Source organism: Arenibacter arenosicollis, from assembly GCF_014397245.1.
GTDB classification, from domain to species: domain Bacteria; phylum Bacteroidota; class Bacteroidia; order Flavobacteriales; family Flavobacteriaceae; genus Arenibacter; species Arenibacter arenosicollis.
In genome coordinates, this window is sequence record NZ_JACLHY010000032.1 from 1 (window position 1) to 26,008 (window position 26,008).

Sequence of the window (26,008 nt, forward strand, 5' to 3'; positions counted from 1 at the left end):
ATGCACGGCCAACAAGAGATAACAATGAGAACATATAAATCACAAAAGCTCAACGGCACTATGGCCGTTGAGCTTAATTAACTATTTTTAATCCTATAAACCGTAACGGTTATTTAGGACTAGACATCAGCAAAAATTCAATTTTAAATATTCTTGTCCAAATAATCAGGAACACCATCGTTATTGGCATCTTTTATTTCATCCTTGGTAAGGATTCCGTCCCCATCATCATCGGTATCCAAATAATTTGGAATTCCATCCTGATCAGTATCATCGTTAAAAAGATTTCCGTCCTTATCTAAATCCTCCAGAATCGTATTTACACCATCCCGATCATGATCTGAGGTATTGGTCGCCAATAAGTTTACTTCAAACATTAGAGGGGCATAGGATGCTCCTGGAGCACTTCCACTGAAATAGGCAATTCCCGAGGGCATAAATATTAAACCTATACCACTTCCTGTTACGGTAAAAGTCCCATCCCCATTTTCAATAATTTCACCACCTGATTTAAATTTGGGCATTCCTTCCTTGAATCCTTTTATTACTCCCGAATTGCCGGAAACTCCAGACCCCTGCATATCAAACCATACCGGAGCACCAAGTCTACTGTCGAAAATAGTTTCATCCAAGCGCATTCCTTGATATTTTAGGTAAACAGAATCTACAGGAGTAGGATTTTCTCCAATACCCTCTCTTGCCACAACGTAATACAGGGTATGTTCTATATCCACTTCCCCAGCATCCAGTCCTAAATCACTCGAGGATATTTTTATCACCTGTGTTTTAGCATCTTCAAACAAGGATTTTTTGTCGGCATTGGCACCGGCAATGGTGTCTATTCTTATTCTTAGGTCGAAACCTTCATCAATAGGTTCCTCAAAATCTTCATAGTTATAAAAGTGTGTTTTTAAATAAGCTTGAATTTCAGCATCATTTTCCACTGCAACTTCACTTAGCAATCTTGGGGGTACCACTTCAATGTCATTGCCGTCGTCTTTTTTACAAGACCAGATAGCCACAAAAATTAAAGTAAGTAAAAGAATTCTCTTTATAGTCATTGATTTCTTATTTAAAGGGCGCAAGATACAATTTTCAACTATTTTTGTAGAAGACGTTAACAAAGATTTTCAATAGTTTATGCGAATTGACAAATACCTATGGAGCACCCGCTATTTTAAAACGCGGAACATAGCTACTGAAGCCTGTAAAAAGGGGCATATAAGAATCAATGACCAAGTGGTTAAACCATCAAGGGAAGTATATCCTTTGGACAAAGTGATTGTAAGAAAAAACCAAATTAATTACGAGTTTACGGTATTGGATGTTCCGCAAAGCAGGGTCGGCGCCAAACTGGTTGACATCTATCGAAAGGATACCACTCCCAAGGAAGCCTTTGAACACAAAGAGCTGTTGCAGTACTCCAAAGATTATTATCGGAAAAAAGGAGCAGGAAGACCTACAAAAAAGGATAGAAGGGACATAGATGGTTACTTGGATGACGAAGCTGAATAAGGATTTCTGGGAAAAAAAGTATAACCAAGAGGAATTGGGATGGGACATTGGTTACATTTCAACTCCACTGAAAGAGTACATTGACCAGTTGAAGGATAAAAATTTAAAAATCCTAATCCCTGGAGCCGGTAATGCATATGAACTGATATATCTGGTGGAAAAAGGCTTTTCCAATGTTTTTGTTATCGACATCGCCAAACAGCCATTGGAACACATAAAAAGAAGGATTCCCGATTTTCCTAACGATCAAATCCTGGAAGGTGATTTCTTTGATTTGGAATTGAATAATTTTGATTTAATCCTGGAACAAACTTTTTTTTGCGCCCTAGATCCGAGCCTGAGGACAGATTATGTACGTAAAATGAAACAACTTCTGAAACCCAATGGCAAATTGACAGGCCTTTTGTTTAATTTTCCGCTAACCGAATCCGGACCACCATTCGGAGGAAGCCTAGCTGAATACAAAGCCCTTTTTCAGAAGCATTTTAAAATCAAGATTTTGGAAACCGCACACAATTCCATAAAACCGAGAGCGGATAAGGAACTCTTTTTTATATTTGAATCTAAATAGAAATGACTATGTCCAATAGAATATTATCCCATGACCAGATACAGCATAAGATAAAACGCATTGCCTATCAGATTTATGAGGCCAATGTAGATGAACCAGAAATTATTATTGCCGGGATTGAAGGTGGGGGATTGAATTTCGCCAAAAAGATACAGGCCGTACTCCAGAAAATAACAGAGGCCAACATCATTTTATGCAAAGTAATCATGGACAAGTCCAACCCTTTGGCCAGTGGTGTTAAGACCTCCATCCCAGAATCGGAATACGCCAATAAATCCGTAGTCTTGGTAGACGACGTACTTAATTCCGGGACAACTTTAATATATGGAGTCCATCATTTTTTACGTGTGCCCTTAAAACAGCTTAAAACAGCCGTATTGGTGAATAGAAATCACAAGAAATATCCGGTAAAAGCAGATTATAAGGGAATATCCCTATCCACATCACTCCAAGAACACATAAATGTGGAATTCAAGGCCAAAAACGATTCGGTTTATTTAACCGAGTAATTGTTGTATTTCGGTAACTAATGTCTCAGGGACCTTATCATCACATTCAATAATATGATTAGCCTTAAGATAATAGTTATTTCGTTCAAATAAATGCTTTCCAATAAATTCTGGTAGATCCCCATCATCTATATTTTTGATCAAGGGTCTATGGTCTTTTTCCTTAATTAGTCTTTTCACAAGACCGGGAATGGAGATTTTTAAATAAAAAACATAATCTGCCAAGGCCAACATGGTCTCCATATTTCCAGAATAACAAGGTGTACCACCACCAGTAGAAAGAATAAAATTGTTCTTTTGGGACAAAACATCATTTAAATATTCATGTTCCTTTTTCCTAAAAAAGATTTCGCCTTTCCCAATAAATATATTCGAAATGGTGTCGCCCAGACCTTCCTCAATAACTTCATCCAAGTCTAAAAAACTTATTTCCAATTCCTTAGCCAACAATTTACCAATTGTGGTCTTACCACTACCCATATACCCAACCAATACAATTTTCACGTCCTAATTTTTTGTAAAATTGGGCTAATTTGGTGGTAATTCAAAAAAAAAAAAAAAAATCTCAAAAAGGCCTTGCAAAACAAACAAATGATCTTATATTTGCACCCGCAAACAGCAATAGTTTGCTACTCATTATGACCTGGTAGCTCAGTTGGTAGAGCATCTCCCTTTTAAGGAGAGGGTCCTGGGTTCGAGCCCCAGCCCGGTCACAAAAAAGTTAAGTCTCGTACTTAACTTTTTTTGTTTAAAATAGTTTCGAATTACCTAAATTTAGAGACTATTTACAAACACATAAAGGTCTTTTAAGTGAATTTTTAGGCCCACGTGGTGAAATTGGTAGACACGCCACCTTGAGGGGGTGGTGTTCGCAAGGACGTGCTAGTTCGAATCTAGTCGTGGGCACCAAAAACCGTTGACTTCTTACTGATAGTCAACGGTTTTTTTATTTCTCAAAACTTTGTATCCGAAGTACCAATACTATTTAATAAATGGATTTGTATTACTATCTTGAAAATAAACCTTATTTTCATAATCGGCCATATTTACAAAAAACATATCAATTAATTTACAGAATTACCTATGGGTGAAAAAGTTATCATAATCGGATCGGGATTTTCGTCACTTTCAGCATCGTGCTATTTGGCAAAACAGGGTTATGATGTATCCATATATGAGAAAAACAATACCGTTGGTGGCCGGGCGAGGCAATTTGTCCGAGATGGGTTTACTTTTGATATGGGCCCTAGCTGGTATTGGATGCCCGATATATTTGAACGCTTTTTCAATGATTTCGGAAAAAAGACCTCCGACTTCTATCAATTGGACAAGTTAGATCCTGCCTATAAAATTTTCTTTTCGGACGATATTATTACTATTGGGGATAGTATGGATAAAATATGTGATGAATTTGAACGAATAGAAAAAGGGAGCGCAAAACCTCTACGGAAGTTTATTAAAAAAGCACAGGAAAATTATGAAATTGCCATTCATAAAATAGTGCTGCGCCCAGGTCTTTCCCCTTTGGAATTAGTGAGTAAGGATACGGTACTTCGACTGGATCAGTTCTTTAAATCCATTAGCCACGATGTTCGCAAAAAATTTAAGAATCCAAAATTAATATCTACGCTGGAATTTCCAGTATTGTTCTTAGGCGCCAAACCCAACAAAACCCCGTCTTTCTACAGTTTTATGAATTTTGCGGATTTTGGGCTGGGCACTTGGCATCCCAAAGGTGGCATGTATCAAGTAATTAGGGCCATGGAGCAATTGGCCTTGGAATTGGGAGTCAAAATTTACACCGATCATGCGGTAACAAAAATTGAAGTAACCAAGGGTTTAGCCACCGGAATTAGTATAGACGGAAAGCATATAAATGCAGATGTTGTGCTCAGCGGCGCCGATTATCATCATTCCGAAACGCTACTGGAAACCCAATTTCGTCAATATTCCGAAGGCTATTGGAACAAAAAGACTTTCGCCCCGTCCTCACTATTATTTTATGTGGGATTTGATAAAAAACTACAAAATGTTTCTCACCACAACCTATTTTTCGATACCAGCTTTGAACAACACGCCATTGAAATATATGATGACCCCAAGTGGCCCGAAGCTCCCCTCTTCTATGCCAATTTTCCTTCGATTACAGATTCCAGCATGGCGCCGAAAGGTTGTGAAACAGGCTTTTTTTTAATTCCAATCGCCCCTGATTTAGAGGATAACCAACAATTGCGAAATAAGTATTTTAATATTATTTTGGACCGGGTTCAAAAACTTACCTACCAAAAAGTAGAAAATAATATCCTTTTTAAGGAGGACTTTTGCGTCAATGATTTTGTAGAACAATACAATTCCTATAAGGGAAATGCCTATGGCATGGCTAATACACTAATGCAAACAGCTTTTCTTAGACCCAAATTACATAGTAAAAAGGTAAAGAATCTCTTTTTTACGGGCCAGCTTACCGTACCTGGTCCAGGTGTGCCGCCAGCCCTAATTTCTGGGAAATTGGTATCGGAACTTATTATTAACTATCAGAAAACTTAGATATGAAGTCAATTTTTGATATTGTTTCCCTGGAATGCAGTAAGCTCGTCACCGAACATTACAGCACCTCCTTTTCCTTGGCCACAAAAATGCTTGCTCCTTCCATTAGAGGAGATATCTATAACATTTATGGCTTTGTGCGGTTTGCTGATGAAATTGTGGACAGCTTTCACAACTACGATAAATTGTATTTATTGGATAAATTTGAGACGGATTTGAAGGATGCCTTAGATCAAAAAATAAGCCTTAACCCCATTCTTAATTCGTTTCAGCATACTTTTTATAAATATGACATTCCACTACATCTAGTAACCTCATTTATGAAGAGTATGAGGATGGATTTGGAAAAAACCGTTCGTCTTACAGAAAACCAGTATCAACAATATATTTACGGCTCCGCAGACGTTGTTGGATTAATGTGCTTAACGGTATTTGTAAAGGGAGACAAGGAAGCCTATGAAATACTGAAGCCATCCGCAATGGCCTTGGGATCGGCTTTTCAGAAAGTAAATTTTTTAAGGGATCTAAAGACTGATTTTGAGGATTTGAACAGATCTTATTTCCCAAACACTAACTTGAACGAACTAACCGAGGATGCCAAAAACAAAATTGTAAACGAAATAAAATCAGATTTTAAGTTGGGGTATTCAGGAATACTAAACCTGCCCAATGAGGCCAAGTTTGGAGTTTACACAGCCTATAGATACTATTATAAGTTATTGAATAAATTACAGAAAACCCCTTCTAGAAAGATTAAGAGCACTCGAATACGGGTTTCAAATCCACAAAAATTTAGTTTGTTGGTAAAATCGTATATTAATTATAAATTAAAACTGGTTTAGGATGAAAATGTTGATTTGGATTTTAATTTTCTTTGCGACCTTTTCCTTCATGGAGTTTATGGCCTGGTTTACCCATAAATTTATTATGCACGGTTTCTTATGGTCCCTACACAAGGACCACCATAAAAAGGACCACGATTCTTGGTTTGAAAGAAACGATGCCTTTTTCTTATTCTATGCTGCTGTAAGTATTACTTTCTTTTGGCTTGGTTCCCAAACCGAATTCTGGTATGGATGGCCATTAGGTTTTGGTATATTGGCCTATGGAATTGCCTACTTTTTTGTTCATGATATCTTTATACACCAAAGGTTCAAAATTTTCAGAAACGCCAATAATTGGTATGCCAAAGGAGTTAGGAGAGCACACAAGATGCATCACAAACATTTAGGGAAAGAAGAAGGTGAATGCTTTGGAATGTTATTTGTGCCCTTTAAGTATTTCCAGAAAAAAGAAAAACTACAATAGGACATTTAAGTACTATTCTTTCAACAACTCATCAATAAGCGCCCTCGTTTTACTACTATTCCAATCTGCAGCGCCGGTCTCGGCCACAATTATTTTGCCGTCCCTATCAATAATATATGTAGTGGGTAGCAGCTTGGAGCGAAGCATTTTCGGAGGCTCGAAAGATGGGAAGTAAATAGGTATATCCAAATCTTTCCTTTCTAAAAAGCTTACCACCTTTTGGCGATCCTCAGAAGTTACGAACATAAAGACAACCTTATTGCCATAATCGTTATAGAGCTCCTGCAAACTAGGCATTTCCGCTACACATGGAGGACACCAGGTAGCCCAAAAATTTACAAGGATTATTTTGTCCTTTTGATCTTCAAAATTGAATGTGCCGTTTTCCAGATCCGTTAATTTCCACTGGTAGGTGTCCAATGGCACCTGCATTCCCTCCTTAACCTTGGCGGCACTAGAGGACAGCAATCTACTGGCAATAACCTTTACCTTAAAACCTATTGGAGTAAACAACAGAATTAGAATCCCCAAAATAAAAATACCGTTGACAATCCATTTCTTTTTAGGTACCATAGGTTTTTATTTATTTGCTAATAAGGTCGTTTAAAATAGCCTTCACCTTATCATTATCCCAATCTGCAACTCCCTCCTTGCTTATTACAATCCTACCGTCCTTATCCAACAAGTAGGACCGCGGTGGTTTAGACCCGTCTACGGGCATGGGATCTCCTACTATGGAGTAGGTAACTGGGAAAGTAAAGCCATGGTCGGACATAAATTTCTCTACGGGCTCCCTTTCTTCATTGGTAATGATGTAAAAATCTATCTTATCCTTGTAATCGTCGTATAATTTTTGAATACTTTCAACTTCTGCCTCACTGGGAATATTCCAGGATCTCCAAAAATTAATAAACACGACACGTCCTTTGGATCTATTAAAATTGAAAAAGTTCCAATTGGCGTCCTTTAATTTCCAATCGTAATTAGTTATTTGCCCCCTATTAATTTCTTTGGTTACCTCAGGTGAAAAAGAAAACCATTTATTTAATAACACCTTGCTATAATCGCCCAAAGGCGTTACAAAAAAAGATAAAATTAAAGCCATTACGGCAATGTTCAAAACTGTTTTTTTGCGAATTTTCATTTAATTTAATCTTTTGTCAAAACTAAAAAACTCCTGATGAATATCAGGAGTTTTTATAAAGTATTTACAGCATTAAATTAGGCCGCGTTCTCCCTTTTTATAACGTTAAGGGCGGAGCCTTCATTAAACCATTCTATCTGTGATTGGTTGTATGTATGATTTAATTTAATAGTGTCTTTACTGCCGTCTTTATGTACCAATTCCAAGGTAATTTGCTTTTCTGGAGCAAAATCCTTTATATCCACAAAGTTGAAGGTATCATCTTCCTGAATTAAGTCATAATCGTTTTCATTGGCAAATGTTAGACCAAGCATACCCTGTTTCTTGAGGTTGGTTTCATGAATCCTTGCAAAAGACTTAACAATTACCACAGCAACTCCTAAATGTCTTGGCTGCATGGCTGCATGTTCACGTGAAGATCCCTCTCCATAGTTATGATCTCCCACAACTACGGTTTTTATTCCGGCAGCTTTGTAGGCCCTTTGTGCATCTGGCACACCTACATATTCTCCAGTGAGCTGATTCTTTACAAAATTTGTTTTCTTATTGAATGCATTTACCGCTCCAATTAGGGTATTATTGGCAATATTATCCAAATGCCCTCTAAAACGTAACCAAGGACCTGCCATGGAAATATGATCTGTAGTACATTTACCAAAGGCCTTGATCAACAATTTAGCTCCCTGCAAGCTTTCAGGCTTAATTGGAGTAAATGGATCCAGCAATTGCAAACGCTCAGATTTAACATCTACCTTTACCACAACACCGGAACCGTCTTCCATTGGCGCCAAATAACCTGCATCTTCCACTTCAAACCCTTTTGGAGGCAATTCAATTCCCAATGGCTCGTCCAATTTCACTTCTTGTCCATCTTCATTGATCAAAGTGTCGTTCATTGGATCAAAATCCAATCTACCTGAAATTGCAATGGCAGCCACCATTTCCGGTGAACCTACGAACGCATGGGTATTTGGATTTCCATCCGCCCTTTTGGAAAAGTTACGGTTAAAGGAATGAACTATGGTATTCTTTTCATCCCCTTTAAGATCACTACGATCCCATTGACCGATACAAGGTCCACAAGCGTTGGTAAATACCGTTGCTCCCAAATTTTCGAATATCTGCAATAAACCATCACGTTCCGCAGTGAATCTAATTTGCTCTGATCCTGGGTTAATACCAAAATCCGATTTTGGTTTTATTTTTTTATCAACCGCCTGTTGTGCTATGGAGGCTGCCCTAGTTAAATCCTCATAAGAGGAATTGGTACATGAGCCTATTAAGCCCCAATCCACTTTCATTGGCCATCCATTAGCTCTTGCTTTTTCTCCCAACTCTCCTACCGGTGTGGCTAAATCAGGGGTAAATGGACCATTTAGATGTGGTCTAAGCGTGTTCAAATCTATTTCTATAATTTCATCAAAGTATTTTTCTGGATTGGCATACACCTCAGGGTCTGCCGTTAAATAACCCTTAACAGCATTTGCCGCATCTGCTACATCGTTTCTGTCCGTAGCCCTTAAATACCTTTCCATAGAAGCATCGTAACCAAAGGTAGAGGTAGTGGCACCCACTTCTGCACCCATGTTACATATGGTGCCTTTACCGGTACATGAAAGATTTTTGGCCCCTTCACCGAAATATTCTATAATAGCTCCTGTACCTCCTTTAACAGTTAGGATACCGGCCACTTTTAAAATTACATCCTTGGCTGATGTCCAACCAGAGATATTACCCGTTAATTTTACACCTATCAATTTAGGGAACTTCAATTCCCAAGCCATTCCGGCCATCACATCCACAGCATCAGCTCCACCAACACCTATAGCAACCATTCCAAGTCCGCCAGCGTTTACCGTGTGTGAGTCGGTTCCTATCATCATTCCTCCTGGAAATGCATAATTTTCAAGAACTACCTGGTGAATTATACCTGCACCTGGCTTCCAAAAACCAATTCCGTACTTATTGGATACTGATTCTAAAAAATTAAAGACTTCGGCACTTGAAGTATTGGCCACTTTTAAATCTGCCACAGCACCACTTTTGGCCTGTATGAGGTGATCACAATGCACAGTGGTAGGTACTGCCACTTTTGGTTTCCCAGCTTGCATAAATTGCAACAACGCCATTTGGGCAGTAGCATCTTGACAGGCGATTCGATCTGGTGCGAAATCAACATAGTCCTTACCTCTTCTAAATGCTTTGCTAGGATTGCCTTCCCATAGGTGGGAATACAAAATTTTCTCTGAAAGGGTTAAAGGTTTGCCAACAATTTCACGTGCCTTATCAACACGTTCAGACATGTTAGCATACACCTTTTTAATCATATCAATATCGAATGCCATTATCTATAAAATTTTAGTTTAAGTTATTCTTCAAAATTAAGAAAATACCTTACGTTTATAAAACTTTTAAACCAAGAATACCCCAAGAATACGCCAAATTTATGTAATTGTAAAAAAGAATGCCCTAATTGGAATGGAAATGCAATAAATTACACATTTTTAGGCCTACGAAAAGTAAAACATCCTTGCATATTTGGCTTAGCTATAAAAGCTTGAGGATAATATCCTCCTCGGAAATTCCTTCGGCCTCGGCCTTATAATTTTTTATAATACGATGTCTTAGGATACCTAAGGACACCGCTTTGACATCTTCGATATCCGGTGAAAATTTGCCATTTACAGCGGCATGGGCTTTTGCACCCATTATTAAATTTTGGGATGCCCTGGGACCTGCTCCCCAATCTACAAATTGCTTGACAAATTCGGATGCACCCTCCTGATTTGGTCTTGTACTATTCACCAATTTCACAGCATATTCCACCACATTATCGGGCACTGGGATCCTACGCACCAAATGTTGTATATCCAATATCTCTTTAGGTGTAAACAAAGGAACAATTTCCGGCTGAAAGTCGGAGGTTGTTTCCTTTACAACCTTGATCTCTTCTTCAATAGAAGGATATTTTAGTTCTATAGCGAACATAAAGCGATCCAGTTGCGCTTCGGGCAATGGATACGTGCCTTCCTGTTCAATCGGATTTTGGGTTGCCAAAACAAAATACGGCAAATCCAACTTATATTGATTACCTGCTATGGTTACCGCTCTCTCCTGCATAGCTTCCAGCAATGCTGCTTGGGTTTTGGGGGGAGTACGGTTAATTTCATCTGCCAAAATTATATTGGAAAAAATAGGCCCTTTTATAAACTTGAAGTTTCTATTTTGATCCAATACCTCGCTCCCTAAAATGTCGCTCGGCATAAGATCGGGAGTAAACTGAATTCTTTTAAAGCCCAATCCCAAGGCAGACGCAATGGTATTCACCATAAGGGTCTTGGCCAAACCAGGTACTCCAATTAGCAGGGAGTGCCCTCCAGTGTATATTGAGAGCAGTACTTGATCTACCACCTCCTCCTGACCAGTAATGATCTTGGCTATTTCTTGTTTAAGTTCCTTGTTTTTCTCAACCAGATTTTTAATAGCAGTTACATCTGACATGCACTTAATCCTTTATCCAATTATTTGCAAAATCACAGTCCTTGTTTCCTGCATTAACACTTACATAAGTGTCTTCAATATGGTCGTCCATCCATTTCTTAATGGCATTATACTGTTTTTCCCTAAGGGCCAGTTCCTGAATTTTTATGTAATCCTTGGCAAAATTGGCAACATGCTCGTCATACCGGTTGGTAATTTTCATAATCTTGTACTTTGGACCACCACCTCTGGGGTCGTTCTCCAAAATAGGCTTCGAAATTTCATTATCCTTAATATCCCTTACCTGATTGTACAGTGAAGGTTCCATTTTTGTAAGTTCAAAACGAGAGCTATAGTCCTGAGGGTTTCTTAATAAACCGCCATCAAACTTGGTTTCCTTTTCATCTGAAAAATTCAATGCGGCAGCCGCAAAGGTAAATTTACCGTCCAAAACACCTTGTCTTATGCTATCTAATTCCTTACGCGCATTGTCCAATTCCTTTTGGGATATCTCCGGTGATATAAGTATATGTCTTAGATCCAGCTCCTGACCCCTTATTTTTTCGACAAAAATAATATGAAAACCAAAAGGGGTTTCAAAAGGATCTGATATTTCCCCTTCCCTTAAACTAAAGGCCACATCCTTAAACTCCTTAACAAATGGAGTTTCACGGGTCATACTGTAGAATCCACCTTTGGATTTTGACCCTGGATCTTGGGAATACAAAATGGCCTTCACGCTAAAACTGGCGTCGTTCTCCTCTATATCGGCCTTAATACCGTTTAGTTTGTCTATTACCTTTTGTTTCTCTTCATCCGTAGCTTTAGGTTCCTTTACAATCTGCGCAATTTCCAACTCCGCTCCAAAAACTGGTCTTTCATCCTCTGGTATCTTATTAAAAAATTGCCTAACCTCCTCCGGGGTAATTTCTATTTCCGAAACGATTTTATTTTGCATTTTTTCGGATAACATTCTCAGCTTGTTAATCTTGTACAGGTCTTCACGAAAACTGGCTTCATCGTCTTTTTTATAATACCTCAACACCTTTTCCATAGAACCGATCTGTGACACCAATTGTTGCAACTGTCGATCCCCTTGCGAATTTACCTCATCATCAGAAACCAAAATACTATCTTGAACTGCCTGATGGGCGTATAAGCGATCCTCCATCAACTTGCCTAAAAGACCACATCTTGTTACATCAGCAGTGGAGGCACCTTGACTTTTAAGATCTATCAAAGTTTTTTCAATATCCGATTCAAGAATTACATAGTCGCCCACTACAGCAGCAATTCCGTCTAATTTTATCCTTTCAAAATTATTTACAGAATCATTTTTGGTAATCATCGATTCCTCAACAATTACTTCCTGCGGCTCAACTTGGGTATCTGGGAGTTTATCACTTTCTTGTGCACTTACAATCCCCGTCAATAATAAAATAGATAGGGAAAAACTTGTTTTAATTACCTTGTTCATAAACTTCAAATTCTTTTTCTTTAATAGCTTCATCCATTAACTCTACTTCCAATTTTTTCATATAATCCAACTTTCTTCTATTTAAAAGCAGTTGTTTAATGGTCGGTTCAATATAAGGAAGAGGAGCAACATCGTTGATCTCCAACAAATCGTTTACCTCTGCCAAATATACCCCTAAAGAGTCCTGTAATTCAAAAAATTGTGATTTTTTTAAGTACTTATCCTGATTTTCAGGGGTTAAAGGAGTAATTTCTTCCATTACCCGAAAAACACTTACCCATATGGAATCATTAAAATTAACCTTTCGGAATTGTACACTAATGGAATCCAAATAACGTTTATCCTCTTCTTTGAAATTTTTTAATTTTTTAGCTACCAGATCCTTATCCAAATATTGTATTGGCAATTCCACAAATCTTAATTGCATTATCCTCTCCTTCAACTTGAAATTTTCTTTTTCACGCTCATAAAATTCGGTAAGCTGAGCCTTACTAATAGCAGTGTCATGGGATTTCAAGACCAAAGCTTCCTTATAGGCCCCTGTATACAAATCCGTTCTGTAATTGGAAACCAATTGTTCAAAAAGTTCCAGCTTATCCTCGGGCAGGTTTATTTTGGCCTTGGACAGTAACAATTGTTTATACGCCCAATTATTAATATAATTATTGACTAAAGAGGTACTATCCGCTTTGGACATATTGGCCAAAAGCAGTGCTTTCAAATCCTCTTTGTACAAATAAGTCTCTCCTACCCTAGCTACAGGAATTTTGTCTTCCTTTCCCTTAAAAAGAGAATCACAAGATATAAAAGTACAGAGCAATATTGCACTCACTAAGAATCTTGGAATATTTACCTGCTTAATTTTACAAAAATCCATTCCGCAAATTTAGCAATTAAGCCGCATTATGCAAGTTCTCTTTTTTTAATAAAACTGCCTTGCATTTAACCTATGGTTTACCGCAGATGTTATTCCTTTTATTATTAATTTTATTCAATGGAAGACAGACAAATAAAACTAATTTGGGATTTTAGGGGTGAATCTGCCCAGAATACGGCCAAGCACCATAAAATACATCTTGAAGAATATATTTTGGTCCAAAAATTAAAGTTGAACATAACAGGGAATTTGACTATAAATGATATGCATGCCATTGCATATCTTGTTGTAACCGAATCTGAAATGATTTTTGTTAGGGATGCCCTAAAACCACACCGAGGAGAAGTGTACACCGCCAAGGAATAGCTTATAATACCTAAACCAAACCTATGGCCAAAAGATATGTTTTTTTCCTTTCAGTATTAGCGTCTTTACTTTTTTCATGCCGCCCCCATATTGAACAGCCAGATTTTTTGACGGTGGCCTTATCCTCCACCAATTCTAAAATAAAACGAGTAATGGATAGCGTGGCGCAATATGAGTTACAAGTAAGATATACTCAGATTCAAAGGATAAAGGACAGTGTTGTCTTCACGGATTACAATTATCAGATCAATGACAGTAATTATTTCTACCCTGCAAGCACCGTCAAAATTTTAACGGCATTGTTGACCCTAGAAAAATTGAACGAAATGGATTCTCTGGACCTTTACACCCAGTTTTATGTTGAGGGCGACTCCTTGGAAACTACATTTGCCAATGAGATATCAAAAATTTTTGCTGTAAGTGACAATGAGGCCAACAACCGATTGTTCGAATTTTTAGGTCAGGACCGTATAAATAAAAGTTTAAAGGACAAGGACTTAGCCCCTGTACGAATCTCTCATCGACTTTCAACGGAAAATGCCTTTGAAGTAACTACAAAGCCACTGATTATTTACCTAAACGACACTACCGTAACTTTGTTGGGGCCAAGCACTAATAGGCCTGCCAAACCTTTATTATTAAAAGGAATAAAAAAAGGGGCAGGCTACTACGAAGAGAACACCTTAGCGAACGAATCATTTGATTTTAGTTTAAAAAATTATTTCCCTCTTAGCACTCAAAACGAAGTGTTGAAAAGGATAATTTTTCCCGAACAGTTTTCAAAAAATGAACAATTTAACCTGAGCGAGGACCAATATGAGTTCCTACTGAAGGCGATGTCCGACCTGCCTAAAAATATTGGCTATGATGAAATGGATTATTATGACGGCTATGGTAAGTTTTTTATGTTCGGCGATACGAAGGACACTATTCCCCAATATCTTAAAATTTATAATAAAGTTGGTAATGCCTATGGCACAATTACGGATTGCGCCTATATAACGGATAGTAAAAACAATATTGAATTCATGCTAAATGCCACACTTCTGGTAAACAAGGATGGAATTTTCAACGACAACAAATACGAATATGAAGAAATTGGACTTCCCTTTTTAGCACAATTGGGACGTGAAATTTACAATCTGGAAGTAGCACAAAAACAACTGAAATGAGCACATTGAGTTTCGATTCCTTTACCAAAAAAATATACATCAAAACCAATTTGGAAAAACTTTATTGGTCTTGGTGCACCGCAGATGGGATTACCTCCTGGTTTTTAAGCAATGCCACCTATACTTCTACCAATGGTCGTATGAAATCAGGGAGCGCCAAGATTGCTAAAGGAGACAGCTATATCTGGGAATGGCATAATTGGGATGGACATGAGAAAGGGAAAGTAATCCAAGCTAACGGAAAAGACTTTTTTGAAATTACTTTTGCCGATGTATGCCAAGTAGCCATTTCCATGGAGGAGCAGGGAGATTTTGTACTGCTCACCCTAAAACAATACAACATTCCCACTGATGACAAAAGCAAATTAAACATACATTATGGGTGTAGCAATGGTTGGACATTCTGGCTGGCCAACCTAAAAGCCTATTTGGAGCATGGTGTTCTATTGAATGAGACAAAATTTGACCTAAGAGACATACCCCTTGCCGGATTTGAATTTGTAAATATGTAGCACTATTTTATTTCCTTTTACAGACACTAACAATTCTCACTATTCCCTATTTTTGTTCCTTTTTTCAAAATGATAACAAAACCTCGGATTGCCCTACTTGTTGGAATTATCTGTATTTCCATTTTTCCGATTTTAGTGAAACTGAACTACACTCCTGGGCTTATTTCCGCCTTCTATAGAATGGCCATTGCCTTGGCCATAATTCTACCCTACGCCATAATAACAAAACAATTGGAAATTCCGAAAGGAAGTACATTTTTCCTAGCCCTTCTATGTGGTATATGTTTTGGTTCCGATGTTGCCGTATGGAATATTGCAATTCAAAAATCCACGGCAACGCAAGCGTCCTTATTAACCAACCTATCACCGGTATGGGTTGGGATTGGCACATTTTTGTTTTTAAAACCCAAGCCTTCCAGAAACTTTTGGATAGGTACCGCCATTGCTTTAATAGGGATGATTACTTTAGTAGGGTTTCAATTCTTCGCCCAACTTTCTTTTGATATTGGTTTTAGTTTTGGGGTACTGTCCGGTATTTTCTATGCCATTTATATTTTGATTAGCAAAAAAGTCTTAAGCAAGATTTCCATTGTAAACTTTATGACACTAAGCTTAATATCTTCTTCCCTCTTTTTAGGGGTCATATCGTGGTTGTTGGGCGAGCCTTTTAACGGCTTCACCGATATTGGATGGTTTGTACTGTTGATCCAAGGAGTAGTTTGTCATTTATTGGCCTGGACGCTAATCAGCTATTCCACCCAACATATGAGAGCTACAAGAGTTTCCCTGAGCCTTTTGGCCCAAGCCATATTGGCTGCATTATTGGCTTGGGTATTTCTAAATGAGGTAATTACCTTACATATGATCCTAGGGGGAATTATTTTACTTTTCGGAATCAGAATTACCTTTTATGACAAGCCTCTTTATATATGGGAAAGGAATAAGATTAAACTCCCGCCTCTTTAATTACTTTTAAGGTCTTTTGAAGTCCGGTCTTGGCTACCTCCAACAAATCCATGCCGTAGTATTCCGGGTTGTATAATTCCAAGGAGATACATCCACTGTACCCTGTATGTTTCAGGTCTTTCAGAATTTGTGGCAGCGGTAATATTCCATCGCCTGGAAAAACACGATGTTTGTCTTCCATATCTTTTAACTCCATGCCTTTGGGTGCATCGTTAAACTGAAAAATAGCAAAAATATCACCATTTAAAAGTTTTAAGCCGTCAAATCCTCCCTCAGAAATATACATGTGATAAACGTCCGGTATTATTTTCGCTTTCGGGTGATTTGCATCCAAGGCTACAGCGGTTGCCTGACCCATGGTCTTGAGAGGGAACATCTTTACAAATACCATAGCCGGTATTACATTATACTCCTTTATTCCTATTTCCAGTAATCTTCGATAGCAGGACGCCACAAAGTGAGGGTCATAATTTTCCCCAACCTGATTAGGTATAGCCTGTACATAGGTACAGCCTATTTCAGATGCCATTCTCATTCTGTTTTTTGTTGCTGGTAAGGATTTTTGAAATTCATCCTCATTCTTTGGGATACAACCCCAAAGCCCTATCATGCTAGGCACGAACAAACCTGCTTGTTTTATCTTGGCGCCCAACTTTTTAAGATCTCCACCATTTTTCTCGTATTCCTCCAAATCGCTATCCCAAGGTTCAATAGCATCATAACCCGCTGCTATGGCAATCTCCACCTTCTTTTCCAATCCCTTGACAGGTCTTATGGTCGCTGTATCCAAACAGATGGGCCATGGACTCTGTCCGTTTTGATATCTTTTTTCTTTTTTGGAAATTCCCAATGGCAAGGCATTAGCCATTGAGAGTGTTGCAACACCAGCTGTGGCTGCGCCTGTAATAAATAATCTGCGATTCATATTTTTGTCTGTTAACGGACTAAAAATATAAAAAATAGTGAAGCATAACTTTTTAAAGTACAATTAACCCATTGTACCTATCTAAAACTGAAATAACAACCTGTAAAAAACAGTCCAGGGATTACTTGTGATTGCCACAACACCTACCTAAACCAAAACCCGCTATAGCTGAACCGGTTCACCATAAAGATCAAAATCGGCGGCCTCAAAAATGTTTAGATTCACGAACTCCCCTACTTTTAAATAATGCTTTGCGGCATCTACCAACACTTCATTATCCACATCTGGGGAATCGAACTCAGATCTCCCTACAAAATATTTACCCTCCTTACGGTCTATGATACAACGCAGTGTCTTACCTACTTTTTCTTGGTTCAACTCCCATGAAATCTGCGACTGTAGTTCCATAATCTCCGATGCCCTTTGTTGTTTTACTTCCTCGGGAACGTCGTCTATAAGATTAAAGGCATGGGTATTCTCTTCATGGCTATACGTAAAACAGCCCAATCTTTCGAAACGCATCTCTTCCACCCAACTCTTCAAAGTTTGAAAATCTTCCTCTGTCTCCCCAGGGTAACCCACTATCAAGGTGGTCCTGATCGTCATTTCGGGAACCGCAGCCCTAAAATCCTGAAGTAATTTAGTTGTTTTGGCCTGAGTAGTTCCGCGACGCATACTTTTCAATATGGCATCTGAAATGTGCTGTAATGGAATATCCAAGTAATTACAAACTTTTGGTTCACGCTTCATCACCTCCAAAACATCCATAGGAAAGCCGGTTGGAAAAGCATAATGCAATCTGATCCATTCTATGCCATCCACTTTCACCAACTCATTTAGCAATTCCGCCAAATTTCTTTTCTTATAAAGATCAAGTCCGTAATAGGTAAGGTCCTGTGCAATAAGGATCAATTCCTTAACCCCTTTGGCCGCTAACTTATTGGCTTCAGTAACAAGATCTTCTATAGGCGTACTCCTGTGCTTACCTCGCATTATAGGAATGGCACAAAAGGAACATGGACGATCACAACCTTCTGCAATTTTTAAATACGCATAATTTTTAGGGGTTGTCGTTAAACGCTCCCCAATAAGCTCGTGCTTGTAATCCGCTCCCAGGGCCTTTAACAAATTAGGCAATTCACTGGTCCCAAAATATTCATCCACATCAGGAATCTCTTTTTGAAGATCCGGTTTATAACGCTCACTTAAACAGCCTGTAACAAACACCTTGTCCACTTCACCAGCTTCCTTTTTTTGAACGTATTCCAAAATGGTATTTACACTCTCCTCCTTGGCATTGGCAATAAAACCACAAGTGTTTATCACTACAACATTACCTTCCTCCTCATGTACAACCTCCTTGTTATTGGCCCTTAATTGACCCATCAACACCTCCGAATCGTAAACATTCTTGGAACATCCCAAGGTTACTACATTGATCCTATTCTTCTTAAGTGACTTAGTACGCATATTTTTCAAATAAAGTGCAAAAGTACAACTTGAAAAAAGATTGTAGTCCCATTATATCTTTTTTTATTTTTTTAACGTTAAACCTATATAACCACTTGAACTCTAAGCTATAAAGTCTTATGAAAATCCGCTTTCTTATTACCTATTTGTTTGCAATTTGCTTCGTAATGGGATGTTCAAAGGGCAGTGATGATGAAGTGCCCATTCCACCTGAAGAGGAAATGTATTTTCCCCCATTGAATTCGGAGGAATGGAAAACCGTATCGCTTGAGGAATTGGAATGGAATTCCAGTGGAGAACAGCCACTTTACGACTTCCTTGAAACCAATAACACCGATGCTTTTATTCTTTTGAAGGATGGGAAAATTGTTTTGGAGAAATATTTTGGAAGCTTTAGCGCTTCTAAAAACCACACTTGGAACTCGGCCGCAAAAACTTTGACCGCATTTACGGTAGGAATTGCCCAACAGGAAGGTTTACTATCCATAAACAATGCCTCCTCGGATTATATGGGAACAGGCTGGTCTACCCTTAGTCCCGAACAGGAGCAACAGATTACCGTAAACAATCACCTTACCATGACTACCGGCCTGGATTTCACTGGTGAAAACAGCTTCTGTACCGATAAGGAATGTTTAATATACAAGGATGACCCCAACACATTTTGGTATTACCACAATGCCGCCTATACACTTTTGGACAATATTGTTAGTGGTGCTGTTCAGCAAGATTTCAAGGATTACTTTAATGAGAAGGTGCGAAACAAAATAGGGATGCAAGGATCTTGGATAAAAACAGGCTATCTTAATCTATATTTTAGCAATGCCCGTAGCATGGCCCGTTTTGGACTCTTGAATCTCAACAAAGGGATTTGGAATGGCGACAAAATTCTAGACGATCCCAGCTATTTTGAAGCCATGACCAATACTTCCCAAGATTTGAACAAGTCATATGGTTACCTCTGGTGGCTAAATGGAAAAAGCAACTTTAGATTACCCGGATCGGAAGAACTGTTCTCCGGAAAATTAATTCCTGATGCTCCGGACGACCTCATAGCTGGTCTGGGTGCCTTGGACCAAAAGCTTTATGTGGTACCCAGCAAGGGATTGGTAGTTATACGCATGGGCGACTCTGCCGAAGAGCAAGAATTGGGACCTACCTCCTTTGATACAGATTTATGGAAAAAACTAAATGATGTAATAGACTAGCGTGATTATCTCCAAAATCTCCCACTTGAGGCTATTGATGCACAAAAAAACATTATTCCAGCGGGGGAAGCTTAATAACATCCTCTAAAAACCTAATAGTTTCTTCTTTTACAGAACCCAAGTCCTTTGAAGTAATATAGGAGGTCATTACATGGTTGCCTACATTAGGAAAAGCCACTTTTCGTTTCATGCCATCCTTAACCCCCAATTGATCATACATTTCCAGCATAGCAGGAACCGACACTACCTCATCCTGTTCTTCCTCATTTTTATAGTAGTATCCTAAAAATGTAGGTTGATGAATCTTCTGAAAAACCTCAGGCTTCATGGTTTCATCCAACAAGGTCTGTAGTTGCACCAAAGCCTCTACCCTATACCTTGTGGTCCAGTAAGCCTGTTTCAAGGAATCTGCCTCGGACTCGTAGTAATCCCCGTCCATAATAGTTTTTACTAATTGCAATCCCCAAGGTCCAGACAATAAGGGTGCCGTTGGATCGTAGATTTCCACATTGGGGGAATACAGAAGAAGTCCAGCAATATCCTCCTCGCCATGGGCCAAATAAAGCGCCAAGGTACCTCCTGTAGAAGTTCCCATAACAATAACCTTTCTTCCTATTTTTTTTGCAATTGCGAAAGCTTCCTTGGCCGAATCGAAGTAATCCCCTGCCGTTAGATTCAAAAAGGCATCATCATCACGTACCCCATGACCTTTTAATCTCGGCAAATATACATTGGCTCCATATCTCCTTCCCAGTTCAGAATGCAGGGGAGCTCCCTCTTCATGACTGGCAGACCAGCCGTGGAGATATAAAATGGAATATTCTGTTATAGCGGGAATTGAATCGTACCATATAATACGGGATTCATTATTGGTCTTAATTTTTGTATTGGCCTTTTCCTTTTGTAGAAGATTGTTGTTCAGCGTATTTAAATCCGTGTCCACTTTTGGCAAATCCATTGTCAATACAGGCTTATCTACCTTGGGACCCAAAAAATAAGCTGTTACCAGCAAGGCAAACAAAAGAAACACAACTTTAAATACCCCGCGAATTATCCTCATCGCTTGCCACTAAAAAAAGAATCTACAAACTCAACCTTATTAAATACTTGTAAATCATCCATTCCTTCCCCGACTCCTATATATTTTACCGGGATTTGAAATTGATCTGAAATACCTATTACCACGCCACCTTTTGCCGTTCCATCCAATTTGGTAACCGCCAAGGAAGTTACCTCTGTAGCCTTGGTAAACTCTTTAGCCTGCTCAAATGCATTCTGCCCAGTGGAACCATCCAATACCAAAAGGACTTCATCCGGAGTGCCTTCTACCACCTTCTGCATAACCCGTTTCACTTTTGTTAATTCATTCATTAAATTAACCTTATTGTGCAATCTGCCAGCAGTATCAATAATCACTACGTCCACATTCTGTTTAAGGGCCGAACTAAGGGTGTCGAAAGCCACAGAAGCCGGATCGCTCCCCATATTTTGTTTTATGATGGGAACATCTACTCGATCTGCCCAAACCTGTAACTGGTCTATTGCGGCGGCCCTAAAGGTGTCGGCAGCACCCAGCATCACCTTTAGACCTTGTTTTTTAAATTGATAGGCCAATTTACCAATAGTTGTAGTTTTACCTACCCCATTGACACCAACCACCATGATCACGTAAGGTTTTCTCACTAAGGGCACAGTAAATTCGGTCTCAACTCCGGAATTGGTTTCGGATAACAATCCCGCTATTTCTTCCCGCAAGATGGCATTAAGTTCATCTACCCCCAAGTACTTATCCTTGGACACCCTTGCCTCTATACGATCTATTATCTTTAGGGTGGTATTTACACCAACATCCGAGGAAACCAATACCTCCTCCAAATTGTCCAAAACGTCATCATCTACTTTGGACTTCCCTACTACCGCCTTACTTAGTTTGGATAAAAAATTGGTCTTGGTCTTTTCTAGACCCTTGTCCAAAGATTCCTTTTTTTGTGTGGAAAAAATTTTCTTAAATAAACTCATATTCTTGGCATATTCCTTTTCATCAAAGATATAAAAATAAAAAAGCTACTTTCATTAGAAAGTAGCTTTATAACCAAATATATTTAGGTTTTTAATTCTTTTTCAACCAGTCGTTTACCAACTCTGGACTCATTACAGACTCCTGAAAAGTATAAGCACCTGTTTTAGGTGACCTTACCATTTTAATGGCCTTGGTCAATCTCTTTGAACTTGTTTGTAAACTCGCTACCGTTTTCTTTGCCATGACGTATTATTTAATTTCTTTATGAACTGTCATTCTCTTAAGGATAGGATTAAATTTTTTAATTTCCATCCTATCTGGAGTGTTCTTTTTGTTCTTTGTGGTTATGTACCTTGAAGTACCTGGCATGCCAGATTCTTTATGCTCTGTACATTCCAAAATAACCTGAATTCTGTTACCTTTCTTTGCCATTATTATCTTAGTATTTCAGGATTATTTTATTAATCCTTTTTCCTTTGCTTCTTTTAAAACAACGGAAATTCCTTTTTTATTTATACTCTTTAAAGCCTTAGCGGAAACTTTTAAGGTTACCCAACGATCTTCTTCTGGAATATAGAAACGCTTTTTAGAAAGATTTACATCAAATCTTCTTCTGGTTTTATTAATCGAGAAGGACACATTGTTCCCAAACATGGCTCTCTTTCCAGTAACATCACAAACTTTTGACATCTCTCTACTTTTATTTTGTTATAAACAGGGTGCAAATTTAAATTAATTTTATGGGACGGACAAAATTCTTTGTCAGAATTTTAAAATTTCTTTTTGAAGCATTTCAAATGCCTTATTTACAGACTTTTGCACTATTCTTTCTCTCTGACTTCCCATATGAAACTCCTCTACTACTTCTGCTTTGGGAGAAACGATGGCTATAAACACGGTTCCTACCTCTGCATTGGAATCCCCTTTTGTTGGACCGGCATTACCTGTGGTGGCGATGGCAAAATCCGTTTTTAATATTTTACGCAAATTGGTAGCCATTTCCAGAGCAACCTCTGCACTTACCACTGAAAATTGGTCTATAGTTGCCCTAGACACCTTAAGTAGCTCTATTTTGGCTTCTGTGGCATAACTTACAATACTTCCCTTATAATAAGCAGATGCACCTGGCATGCTGGTTATCTGTTGGGCAATTTTACCTCCAGTAAAACTTTCCGCCGTCCCCAAGGTCATGCCCTTTTTGGTCAATAGTTGGGCAATTACCGATTCCAAAGGCTCATCCCCTTCCTCGCCATAAACAAGGTCGCCTATCAACGCTTTAATTTTTTCCGCCTGGGTATTGACGGCGGAACTTATCAATTCACTATCGCTTCCTTTTGCCGTAAGCCTTAACCTTACAGAGCCTAGACTCGGCAGATAGGCCAATTTCACAATACTGGGCAAGTTATCCTCTACAGATGCTATCTTATCCGCAAGCGAACTTTCCCCGATACCATAGGTTACAATCGTCTTGTGAACAATATAAGGACGCTTAAACTCCTTTATTATTCTAGGTATAACCTTTGACGTAATTAAATTTTTCATCTCGAAGGGAACTCCTGGCAATGAAACAAAAGCTTTCCCTTCATTTTCAATCCACATTCCCGGAGCTGTACCAAATTCATTATGGAGAACAACGGCCTTGGAAAGTACCAATGCTTGATTTCTGTTAACCTCCAACAAAGGAATTCCAAGGTGTTTTCTGAAGATAGCCTCAACATGGGCCAACACCTCTGGACTCTCCACTAAACTATCATTGAAATATTCGCACAGCGTGTGTTTGGTAATATCGTCTTTGGTTGGGCCCAAACCACCCGTCATTATTATGATGTCGGCTCTGGATTCCGCTTCTTTAAGAGCCTCCAATATGTGAATCTTTTCATCTTGCACAGAGGTAATCTGATAAACAGAGACCCCAATTTTATTGAGTTCTTGGGCAATAAAAGCAGAATTTGTATCTATAATTTGACCAATGAGAATCTCATCGCCAATAGTTATTATTTCAGCAAACATTAAATCTTAAAGTCATTTTTCAATTCTGAAACCACTTGCTGAACATCCTTTTTAAGTAAGGGCACCAGTCGCTGAATTTCTGCCGTATTTTCTTCCTTTTTTCCCAAAGTTTCAATCTGCAAGGCTATTTCACGTGTTTGCTCCATGCCCAACAAATCTACATTAGGTTTAATTTTATGCGCCAATTTATAAACACTATCATAGTTTTTCAACCCCAATGCCTTCTCAAGTTCATCCAAATCCTGAGGCACTTCTTCCAAAAAAACAGCAACGACAGATTTAATGAATTCATCATCACCATCTGCCATTTCATTTATCTTGTCCAGACTATAAATCATCTATTTTATATTTAATGAGAACATTTGTTCATTCTCCAAGGTACCCGAAAGATAATCATTTGCACTTATTCTACCAACACCAGCAGGTGTTCCAGTAAAAATAACATCACCTTTCTTCAATGTAAAAAAACGGGAAACATAGGATATTATTTCATCAATCTTCCACAGCATTAAACCAGTATTACCTTCCTGTACCAATTTATCGTTCTTTTTAAGTTGAAAACTAATATTGTTTAAATCCTTAAAATTGGTTTTTGGCAACCATTTACCAATTACCGCAGAGCCGTCAAAACCCTTTGCTTTTTCCCAAGGCAATCCCTTCTCCTTTAATTGGGATTGAATGTCCCTGGCCGTAAAATCGATTCCCAAACCAATTTCATCATAATAGTTATGGGAAAATTGAACATCTATATGTTTACCCACTTTTTTTATTTTTACCAATACCTCCACTTCATAATGAACATCCTGGGAAAATTCAGGTATATAAAAATCCTGTTCCTTTGGCAACACCGCTGAGTCCGGCTTAATAAACAATACCGGATCCGTAGGTCTTTCGTTATTCAATTCCTTTATATGCTCCGTATAATTACGGCCAATACAAATAATTTTCATGATAATAAGTGTTCTTTAGAATTTGGCATTTTTATGGCCAGACTGTAGAAAAGAGCTGCGCAATCCATTGAGAAAATGAACATTTTTTTTCAAAACCACCCAACTTCTACCCCAGTTTGTTATTCAATTTGCTCAATTTTATTTGAGTCAGAACCTTTTTGGTATACAAAGGAAAATCCGCATTCAAAATCCAACCAAAATAACCTGGTTCTTTTTCCAAGACATCATGTACTTTTCTCCCTTTATGTTTTCCAAAAGAAAAAACCTCTTCCCCTTCTTCATCCAACACTATAAATCCAGCAAAATCCACCGATTGTTTTCTTGTAGTAAATTCCGAAAGCTTTTTAATATTATTTTCCAGTTCGGGATATCTATCCAATTGCGACAAAAGCACTTCATAAGTTGCAGTGGTATCCGCCTCGGCACTATGGGCATCGACCAAATCCTTATCACAATAAAATTTATAGGCGGCTTCCAAGGTCCTTTTCTCCATTTTATGAAAAATGGTCTGCACATCTACAGAAACAGCATTCTTCATATCAAAATCAATTTCGGCGCGTAGCATCTCTTCTGCCAAAAGCGGAATATCAAAGCGATCGGAATTATAACCTCCCAAATCACAGTCCTTGATCATTTTATGAATTTCTTTGGAGAGCTGTTTAAAAGTAGGCTCATTTGCCACTTTTTCATTGGAAATGCCGTGAATTGCCACCACTTCGGCAGGGATTTCCATTTCTGGATTAACTAACCACGTCTTGCTCTCCTTATTCCCATTTGGATATACCTTTAGAATAGCAATCTCCACTATTCTATCCTTGGCCACATTGGTGCCGGTAGTCTCCAAATCGAAAAAACAAATAGGTCTTGTAAGCTTTAATTGCATGCTGTAGGTTCTTTATGCAAATATAGTTTTTACAAAATGTACGGGAAAAGAATAACCAACATTATTCGACAAACAACCCCAATCCCATTAATAGCACT

Annotated in this window: 30 protein-coding genes and 2 tRNA genes; 13 read left to right on the top strand and 19 right to left on the bottom strand. The window is 38.4% G+C overall.

What is annotated here, in order from left to right; all coding sequences use genetic code 11:
* Positions 1-143 precede the first annotated feature (143 nt).
* Entirely contained in the window at positions 144-1,061 is a 918-nt protein-coding gene (locus H4O18_RS20095; protein ID WP_187588010.1) for an FKBP-type peptidyl-prolyl cis-trans isomerase, read from the bottom strand.
* Positions 1,062-1,140: 79 nt separating this feature from the next.
* Between H4O18_RS20095 and H4O18_RS20100 the strand changes: the two genes are divergently transcribed.
* The 3 genes from H4O18_RS20100 to H4O18_RS20110 are packed head-to-tail and all read left to right on the top strand — an operon-like array spanning position 1,141 to position 2,595.
* Positions 1,141-1,515, top strand: a complete 375-nt coding sequence (locus H4O18_RS20100) for an RNA-binding S4 domain-containing protein (protein WP_187588012.1) — start codon at positions 1,141-1,143, stop codon at positions 1,513-1,515.
* On the top strand, positions 1,499-2,086 hold the full coding sequence (locus H4O18_RS20105; RefSeq protein WP_246474489.1) for a methyltransferase: 588 nt from the start codon (positions 1,499-1,501) through the stop codon (positions 2,084-2,086). The genes H4O18_RS20100 and H4O18_RS20105 overlap by 17 nt, the downstream gene beginning before the upstream one ends.
* 8 nt (positions 2,087-2,094) lie before the next feature.
* The gene (locus tag H4O18_RS20110; protein WP_103443066.1) at positions 2,095-2,595 is read left to right on the top strand and encodes a phosphoribosyltransferase family protein; all 501 of its coding nucleotides are present in this window, start codon (positions 2,095-2,097) and stop codon (positions 2,593-2,595) included.
* Here H4O18_RS20110 and H4O18_RS20115 read toward each other — a convergent pair.
* Positions 2,584-3,099, bottom strand: a complete 516-nt coding sequence (locus H4O18_RS20115) for a shikimate kinase (protein WP_187588016.1) — start codon at positions 3,097-3,099, stop codon at positions 2,584-2,586. The genes H4O18_RS20110 and H4O18_RS20115 overlap by 12 nt on opposite strands.
* A gap of 136 nt (positions 3,100-3,235) precedes the next feature.
* Here H4O18_RS20115 and H4O18_RS20120 point away from each other — a divergent pair.
* From H4O18_RS20120 to H4O18_RS20140, 5 genes are all read left to right on the top strand, one after another.
* Positions 3,236-3,308, top strand: a tRNA-Lys gene (locus H4O18_RS20120).
* Positions 3,309-3,417: 109 nt separating this feature from the next.
* Positions 3,418-3,504 (top strand) — tRNA-Leu (locus tag H4O18_RS20125).
* Positions 3,505-3,678: 174 nt separating this feature from the next.
* On the top strand, positions 3,679-5,142 hold the full coding sequence (locus H4O18_RS20130; protein ID WP_187588018.1) for a phytoene desaturase family protein: 1,464 nt from the start codon (positions 3,679-3,681) through the stop codon (positions 5,140-5,142).
* Positions 5,143-5,144: 2 nt separating this feature from the next.
* Positions 5,145-5,984 (top strand): phytoene/squalene synthase family protein, encoded by an 840-nt coding sequence (locus H4O18_RS20135; protein ID WP_187588020.1) that lies wholly within the window; start codon positions 5,145-5,147, stop codon positions 5,982-5,984.
* Position 5,985: 1 nt separating this feature from the next.
* On the top strand, positions 5,986-6,450 hold the full coding sequence (locus H4O18_RS20140) for a sterol desaturase family protein (protein ID WP_187588022.1): 465 nt from the start codon (positions 5,986-5,988) through the stop codon (positions 6,448-6,450).
* A gap of 12 nt (positions 6,451-6,462) precedes the next feature.
* Here H4O18_RS20140 and H4O18_RS20145 read toward each other — a convergent pair whose 3' ends face one another.
* The 6 genes from H4O18_RS20145 to H4O18_RS20170 form a co-directional block, all read right to left on the bottom strand.
* Entirely contained in the window at positions 6,463-7,023 is a 561-nt protein-coding gene (locus H4O18_RS20145; protein ID WP_187588024.1) for a TlpA family protein disulfide reductase, read from the bottom strand.
* 10 nt (positions 7,024-7,033) lie between these two features.
* Complete coding sequence (locus H4O18_RS20150) at positions 7,034-7,594, bottom strand: TlpA family protein disulfide reductase (RefSeq protein WP_187588026.1); 561 nt, start codon at positions 7,592-7,594, stop codon at positions 7,034-7,036.
* A 77-nt stretch (positions 7,595-7,671) separates the two neighbouring features.
* Entirely contained in the window at positions 7,672-9,939 is a 2,268-nt protein-coding gene (locus tag H4O18_RS20155; RefSeq protein ID WP_187588028.1) for an aconitate hydratase, read from the bottom strand.
* Positions 9,940-10,141: 202 nt separating this feature from the next.
* Positions 10,142-11,095, bottom strand: coding sequence for an AAA family ATPase (locus tag H4O18_RS20160; RefSeq protein ID WP_187588030.1), 954 nt, complete (start codon positions 11,093-11,095; stop codon positions 10,142-10,144).
* Positions 11,096-11,099: 4 nt separating this feature from the next.
* Positions 11,100-12,551, bottom strand: a complete 1,452-nt coding sequence (locus H4O18_RS20165) for a peptidylprolyl isomerase (protein ID WP_187588032.1) — start codon at positions 12,549-12,551, stop codon at positions 11,100-11,102.
* Entirely contained in the window at positions 12,535-13,428 is an 894-nt protein-coding gene (locus tag H4O18_RS20170; protein WP_187588034.1) for a peptidyl-prolyl cis-trans isomerase, read from the bottom strand. The genes H4O18_RS20165 and H4O18_RS20170 overlap by 17 nt, the downstream gene beginning before the upstream one ends.
* A 117-nt stretch (positions 13,429-13,545) precedes the next feature.
* Between H4O18_RS20170 and H4O18_RS20175 the strand changes: the two genes are divergently transcribed.
* The 4 genes from H4O18_RS20175 (at position 13,546) to H4O18_RS20190 (ending at position 16,444) form a co-directional block, all read left to right on the top strand.
* Positions 13,546-13,794 carry a hypothetical protein gene (locus H4O18_RS20175; protein WP_187588036.1) on the top strand — a complete coding sequence of 83 codons (249 nt, stop codon included), beginning with the start codon at positions 13,546-13,548 and terminating at the stop codon, positions 13,792-13,794.
* A 152-nt stretch (positions 13,795-13,946) separates the two neighbouring features.
* Positions 13,947-14,966, top strand: coding sequence for a serine hydrolase (locus H4O18_RS20180; protein ID WP_246474491.1), 1,020 nt, complete (start codon positions 13,947-13,949; stop codon positions 14,964-14,966).
* Entirely contained in the window at positions 14,963-15,478 is a 516-nt protein-coding gene (locus H4O18_RS20185; protein ID WP_187588040.1) for an SRPBCC family protein, read from the top strand. The genes H4O18_RS20180 and H4O18_RS20185 overlap by 4 nt, the downstream gene beginning before the upstream one ends.
* Before the next feature lie 69 nt (positions 15,479-15,547).
* On the top strand, positions 15,548-16,444 hold the full coding sequence (locus tag H4O18_RS20190) for a DMT family transporter (RefSeq protein WP_187588042.1): 897 nt from the start codon (positions 15,548-15,550) through the stop codon (positions 16,442-16,444).
* Here the strand turns inward: H4O18_RS20190 and H4O18_RS20195 are convergent.
* Positions 16,425-17,369, bottom strand: a complete 945-nt coding sequence (locus H4O18_RS20195; protein ID WP_187588044.1) for a sugar phosphate isomerase/epimerase family protein — start codon at positions 17,367-17,369, stop codon at positions 16,425-16,427. The genes H4O18_RS20190 and H4O18_RS20195 overlap by 20 nt on opposite strands.
* A gap of 162 nt (positions 17,370-17,531) precedes the next feature.
* The gene (gene rimO, locus H4O18_RS20200; RefSeq protein ID WP_187588046.1) at positions 17,532-18,839 is read right to left on the bottom strand and encodes a 30S ribosomal protein S12 methylthiotransferase RimO; all 1,308 of its coding nucleotides are present in this window, start codon (positions 18,837-18,839) and stop codon (positions 17,532-17,534) included.
* A gap of 119 nt (positions 18,840-18,958) precedes the next feature.
* Between rimO and H4O18_RS20205 the strand changes: the two genes are divergently transcribed.
* The gene (locus H4O18_RS20205; protein WP_187588048.1) at positions 18,959-20,047 is read left to right on the top strand and encodes a serine hydrolase domain-containing protein; all 1,089 of its coding nucleotides are present in this window, start codon (positions 18,959-18,961) and stop codon (positions 20,045-20,047) included.
* Between the two features lie 52 nt (positions 20,048-20,099).
* Here H4O18_RS20205 and H4O18_RS20210 read toward each other — a convergent pair whose 3' ends face one another.
* The 9 genes from H4O18_RS20210 to H4O18_RS20250 all read right to left on the bottom strand — a co-directional run bounded on the left by H4O18_RS20210 (position 20,100) and on the right by H4O18_RS20250 (position 25,910).
* Positions 20,100-21,107, bottom strand: a complete 1,008-nt coding sequence (locus tag H4O18_RS20210; RefSeq protein WP_187588050.1) for an alpha/beta hydrolase — start codon at positions 21,105-21,107, stop codon at positions 20,100-20,102.
* Positions 21,104-22,066 carry a signal recognition particle-docking protein FtsY gene (gene ftsY, locus H4O18_RS20215; protein ID WP_187588052.1) on the bottom strand — a complete coding sequence of 321 codons (963 nt, stop codon included), beginning with the start codon at positions 22,064-22,066 and terminating at the stop codon, positions 21,104-21,106. The genes H4O18_RS20210 and ftsY overlap by 4 nt, the downstream gene beginning before the upstream one ends.
* 91 nt (positions 22,067-22,157) lie before the next feature.
* The gene (locus H4O18_RS20220; RefSeq protein WP_187588054.1) at positions 22,158-22,310 is read right to left on the bottom strand and encodes a DUF4295 domain-containing protein; all 153 of its coding nucleotides are present in this window, start codon (positions 22,308-22,310) and stop codon (positions 22,158-22,160) included.
* 6 nt (positions 22,311-22,316) lie between these two features.
* Positions 22,317-22,499, bottom strand: coding sequence for a 50S ribosomal protein L33 (gene rpmG, locus H4O18_RS20225; RefSeq protein ID WP_031444791.1), 183 nt, complete (start codon positions 22,497-22,499; stop codon positions 22,317-22,319).
* Between the two features lie 21 nt (positions 22,500-22,520).
* Positions 22,521-22,757, bottom strand: a complete 237-nt coding sequence (rpmB, locus tag H4O18_RS20230) for a 50S ribosomal protein L28 (protein ID WP_031444792.1) — start codon at positions 22,755-22,757, stop codon at positions 22,521-22,523.
* A gap of 72 nt (positions 22,758-22,829) precedes the next feature.
* Positions 22,830-24,077, bottom strand: a complete 1,248-nt coding sequence (locus tag H4O18_RS20235; protein ID WP_187588056.1) for a competence/damage-inducible protein A — start codon at positions 24,075-24,077, stop codon at positions 22,830-22,832.
* Positions 24,077-24,415: an Hpt domain-containing protein gene (locus H4O18_RS20240; RefSeq protein WP_187588058.1), complete on the bottom strand. Its 339-nt coding sequence runs from the start codon at positions 24,413-24,415 to the stop codon at positions 24,077-24,079. The genes H4O18_RS20235 and H4O18_RS20240 overlap by 1 nt, the downstream gene beginning before the upstream one ends.
* Positions 24,416-25,027: a fumarylacetoacetate hydrolase family protein gene (locus tag H4O18_RS20245; protein WP_187588060.1), complete on the bottom strand. Its 612-nt coding sequence runs from the start codon at positions 25,025-25,027 to the stop codon at positions 24,416-24,418.
* Between the two features lie 106 nt (positions 25,028-25,133).
* Entirely contained in the window at positions 25,134-25,910 is a 777-nt protein-coding gene (locus H4O18_RS20250; RefSeq protein WP_187588062.1) for a 3'-5' exonuclease, read from the bottom strand.
* Positions 25,911-26,008 lie beyond the last annotated feature (98 nt).

What these genes read in the sequence shown, in the direction of transcription:
- H4O18_RS20095 (WP_187588010.1), bottom strand. Translation starts at nt 1,061, where the DNA reads ATGACTATAAAGAGAATTCTTTTACTTACTTTAATTTTTGTGGCTATC.
- H4O18_RS20100 (WP_187588012.1), top strand. Translation starts at nt 1,141, where the DNA reads ATGCGAATTGACAAATACCTATGGAGCACCCGCTATTTTAAAACGCGG.
- H4O18_RS20105 (WP_246474489.1), top strand. Translation starts at nt 1,499, where the DNA reads ATGACGAAGCTGAATAAGGATTTCTGGGAAAAAAAGTATAACCAAGAG.
- H4O18_RS20110 (WP_103443066.1), top strand. Translation starts at nt 2,095, where the DNA reads ATGTCCAATAGAATATTATCCCATGACCAGATACAGCATAAGATAAAA.
- H4O18_RS20130 (WP_187588018.1), top strand. Translation starts at nt 3,679, where the DNA reads ATGGGTGAAAAAGTTATCATAATCGGATCGGGATTTTCGTCACTTTCA.
- H4O18_RS20135 (WP_187588020.1), top strand. Translation starts at nt 5,145, where the DNA reads ATGAAGTCAATTTTTGATATTGTTTCCCTGGAATGCAGTAAGCTCGTC.
- H4O18_RS20140 (WP_187588022.1), top strand. Translation starts at nt 5,986, where the DNA reads ATGAAAATGTTGATTTGGATTTTAATTTTCTTTGCGACCTTTTCCTTC.
- H4O18_RS20145 (WP_187588024.1), bottom strand. Translation starts at nt 7,023, where the DNA reads ATGGTACCTAAAAAGAAATGGATTGTCAACGGTATTTTTATTTTGGGG.
- H4O18_RS20150 (WP_187588026.1), bottom strand. Translation starts at nt 7,594, where the DNA reads ATGAAAATTCGCAAAAAAACAGTTTTGAACATTGCCGTAATGGCTTTA.
- H4O18_RS20155 (WP_187588028.1), bottom strand. Translation starts at nt 9,939, where the DNA reads ATGGCATTCGATATTGATATGATTAAAAAGGTGTATGCTAACATGTCT.
- H4O18_RS20160 (WP_187588030.1), bottom strand. Translation starts at nt 11,095, where the DNA reads ATGTCAGATGTAACTGCTATTAAAAATCTGGTTGAGAAAAACAAGGAA.
- H4O18_RS20165 (WP_187588032.1), bottom strand. Translation starts at nt 12,551, where the DNA reads ATGAACAAGGTAATTAAAACAAGTTTTTCCCTATCTATTTTATTATTG.
- H4O18_RS20170 (WP_187588034.1), bottom strand. Translation starts at nt 13,428, where the DNA reads ATGGATTTTTGTAAAATTAAGCAGGTAAATATTCCAAGATTCTTAGTG.
- H4O18_RS20175 (WP_187588036.1), top strand. Translation starts at nt 13,546, where the DNA reads ATGGAAGACAGACAAATAAAACTAATTTGGGATTTTAGGGGTGAATCT.
- H4O18_RS20180 (WP_246474491.1), top strand. Translation starts at nt 13,947, where the DNA reads ATGGATAGCGTGGCGCAATATGAGTTACAAGTAAGATATACTCAGATT.
- H4O18_RS20185 (WP_187588040.1), top strand. Translation starts at nt 14,963, where the DNA reads ATGAGCACATTGAGTTTCGATTCCTTTACCAAAAAAATATACATCAAA.
- H4O18_RS20190 (WP_187588042.1), top strand. Translation starts at nt 15,548, where the DNA reads ATGATAACAAAACCTCGGATTGCCCTACTTGTTGGAATTATCTGTATT.
- H4O18_RS20195 (WP_187588044.1), bottom strand. Translation starts at nt 17,369, where the DNA reads ATGAATCGCAGATTATTTATTACAGGCGCAGCCACAGCTGGTGTTGCA.
- rimO (WP_187588046.1), bottom strand. Translation starts at nt 18,839, where the DNA reads ATGCGTACTAAGTCACTTAAGAAGAATAGGATCAATGTAGTAACCTTG.
- H4O18_RS20205 (WP_187588048.1), top strand. Translation starts at nt 18,959, where the DNA reads ATGAAAATCCGCTTTCTTATTACCTATTTGTTTGCAATTTGCTTCGTA.
- H4O18_RS20210 (WP_187588050.1), bottom strand. Translation starts at nt 21,107, where the DNA reads ATGAGGATAATTCGCGGGGTATTTAAAGTTGTGTTTCTTTTGTTTGCC.
- ftsY (WP_187588052.1), bottom strand. Translation starts at nt 22,066, where the DNA reads ATGAGTTTATTTAAGAAAATTTTTTCCACACAAAAAAAGGAATCTTTG.
- H4O18_RS20220 (WP_187588054.1), bottom strand. Translation starts at nt 22,310, where the DNA reads ATGGCAAAGAAAACGGTAGCGAGTTTACAAACAAGTTCAAAGAGATTG.
- rpmG (WP_031444791.1), bottom strand. Translation starts at nt 22,499, where the DNA reads ATGGCAAAGAAAGGTAACAGAATTCAGGTTATTTTGGAATGTACAGAG.
- rpmB (WP_031444792.1), bottom strand. Translation starts at nt 22,757, where the DNA reads ATGTCAAAAGTTTGTGATGTTACTGGAAAGAGAGCCATGTTTGGGAAC.
- H4O18_RS20235 (WP_187588056.1), bottom strand. Translation starts at nt 24,077, where the DNA reads ATGTTTGCTGAAATAATAACTATTGGCGATGAGATTCTCATTGGTCAA.
- H4O18_RS20240 (WP_187588058.1), bottom strand. Translation starts at nt 24,415, where the DNA reads ATGATTTATAGTCTGGACAAGATAAATGAAATGGCAGATGGTGATGAT.
- H4O18_RS20245 (WP_187588060.1), bottom strand. Translation starts at nt 25,027, where the DNA reads ATGAAAATTATTTGTATTGGCCGTAATTATACGGAGCATATAAAGGAA.
- H4O18_RS20250 (WP_187588062.1), bottom strand. Translation starts at nt 25,910, where the DNA reads ATGCAATTAAAGCTTACAAGACCTATTTGTTTTTTCGATTTGGAGACT.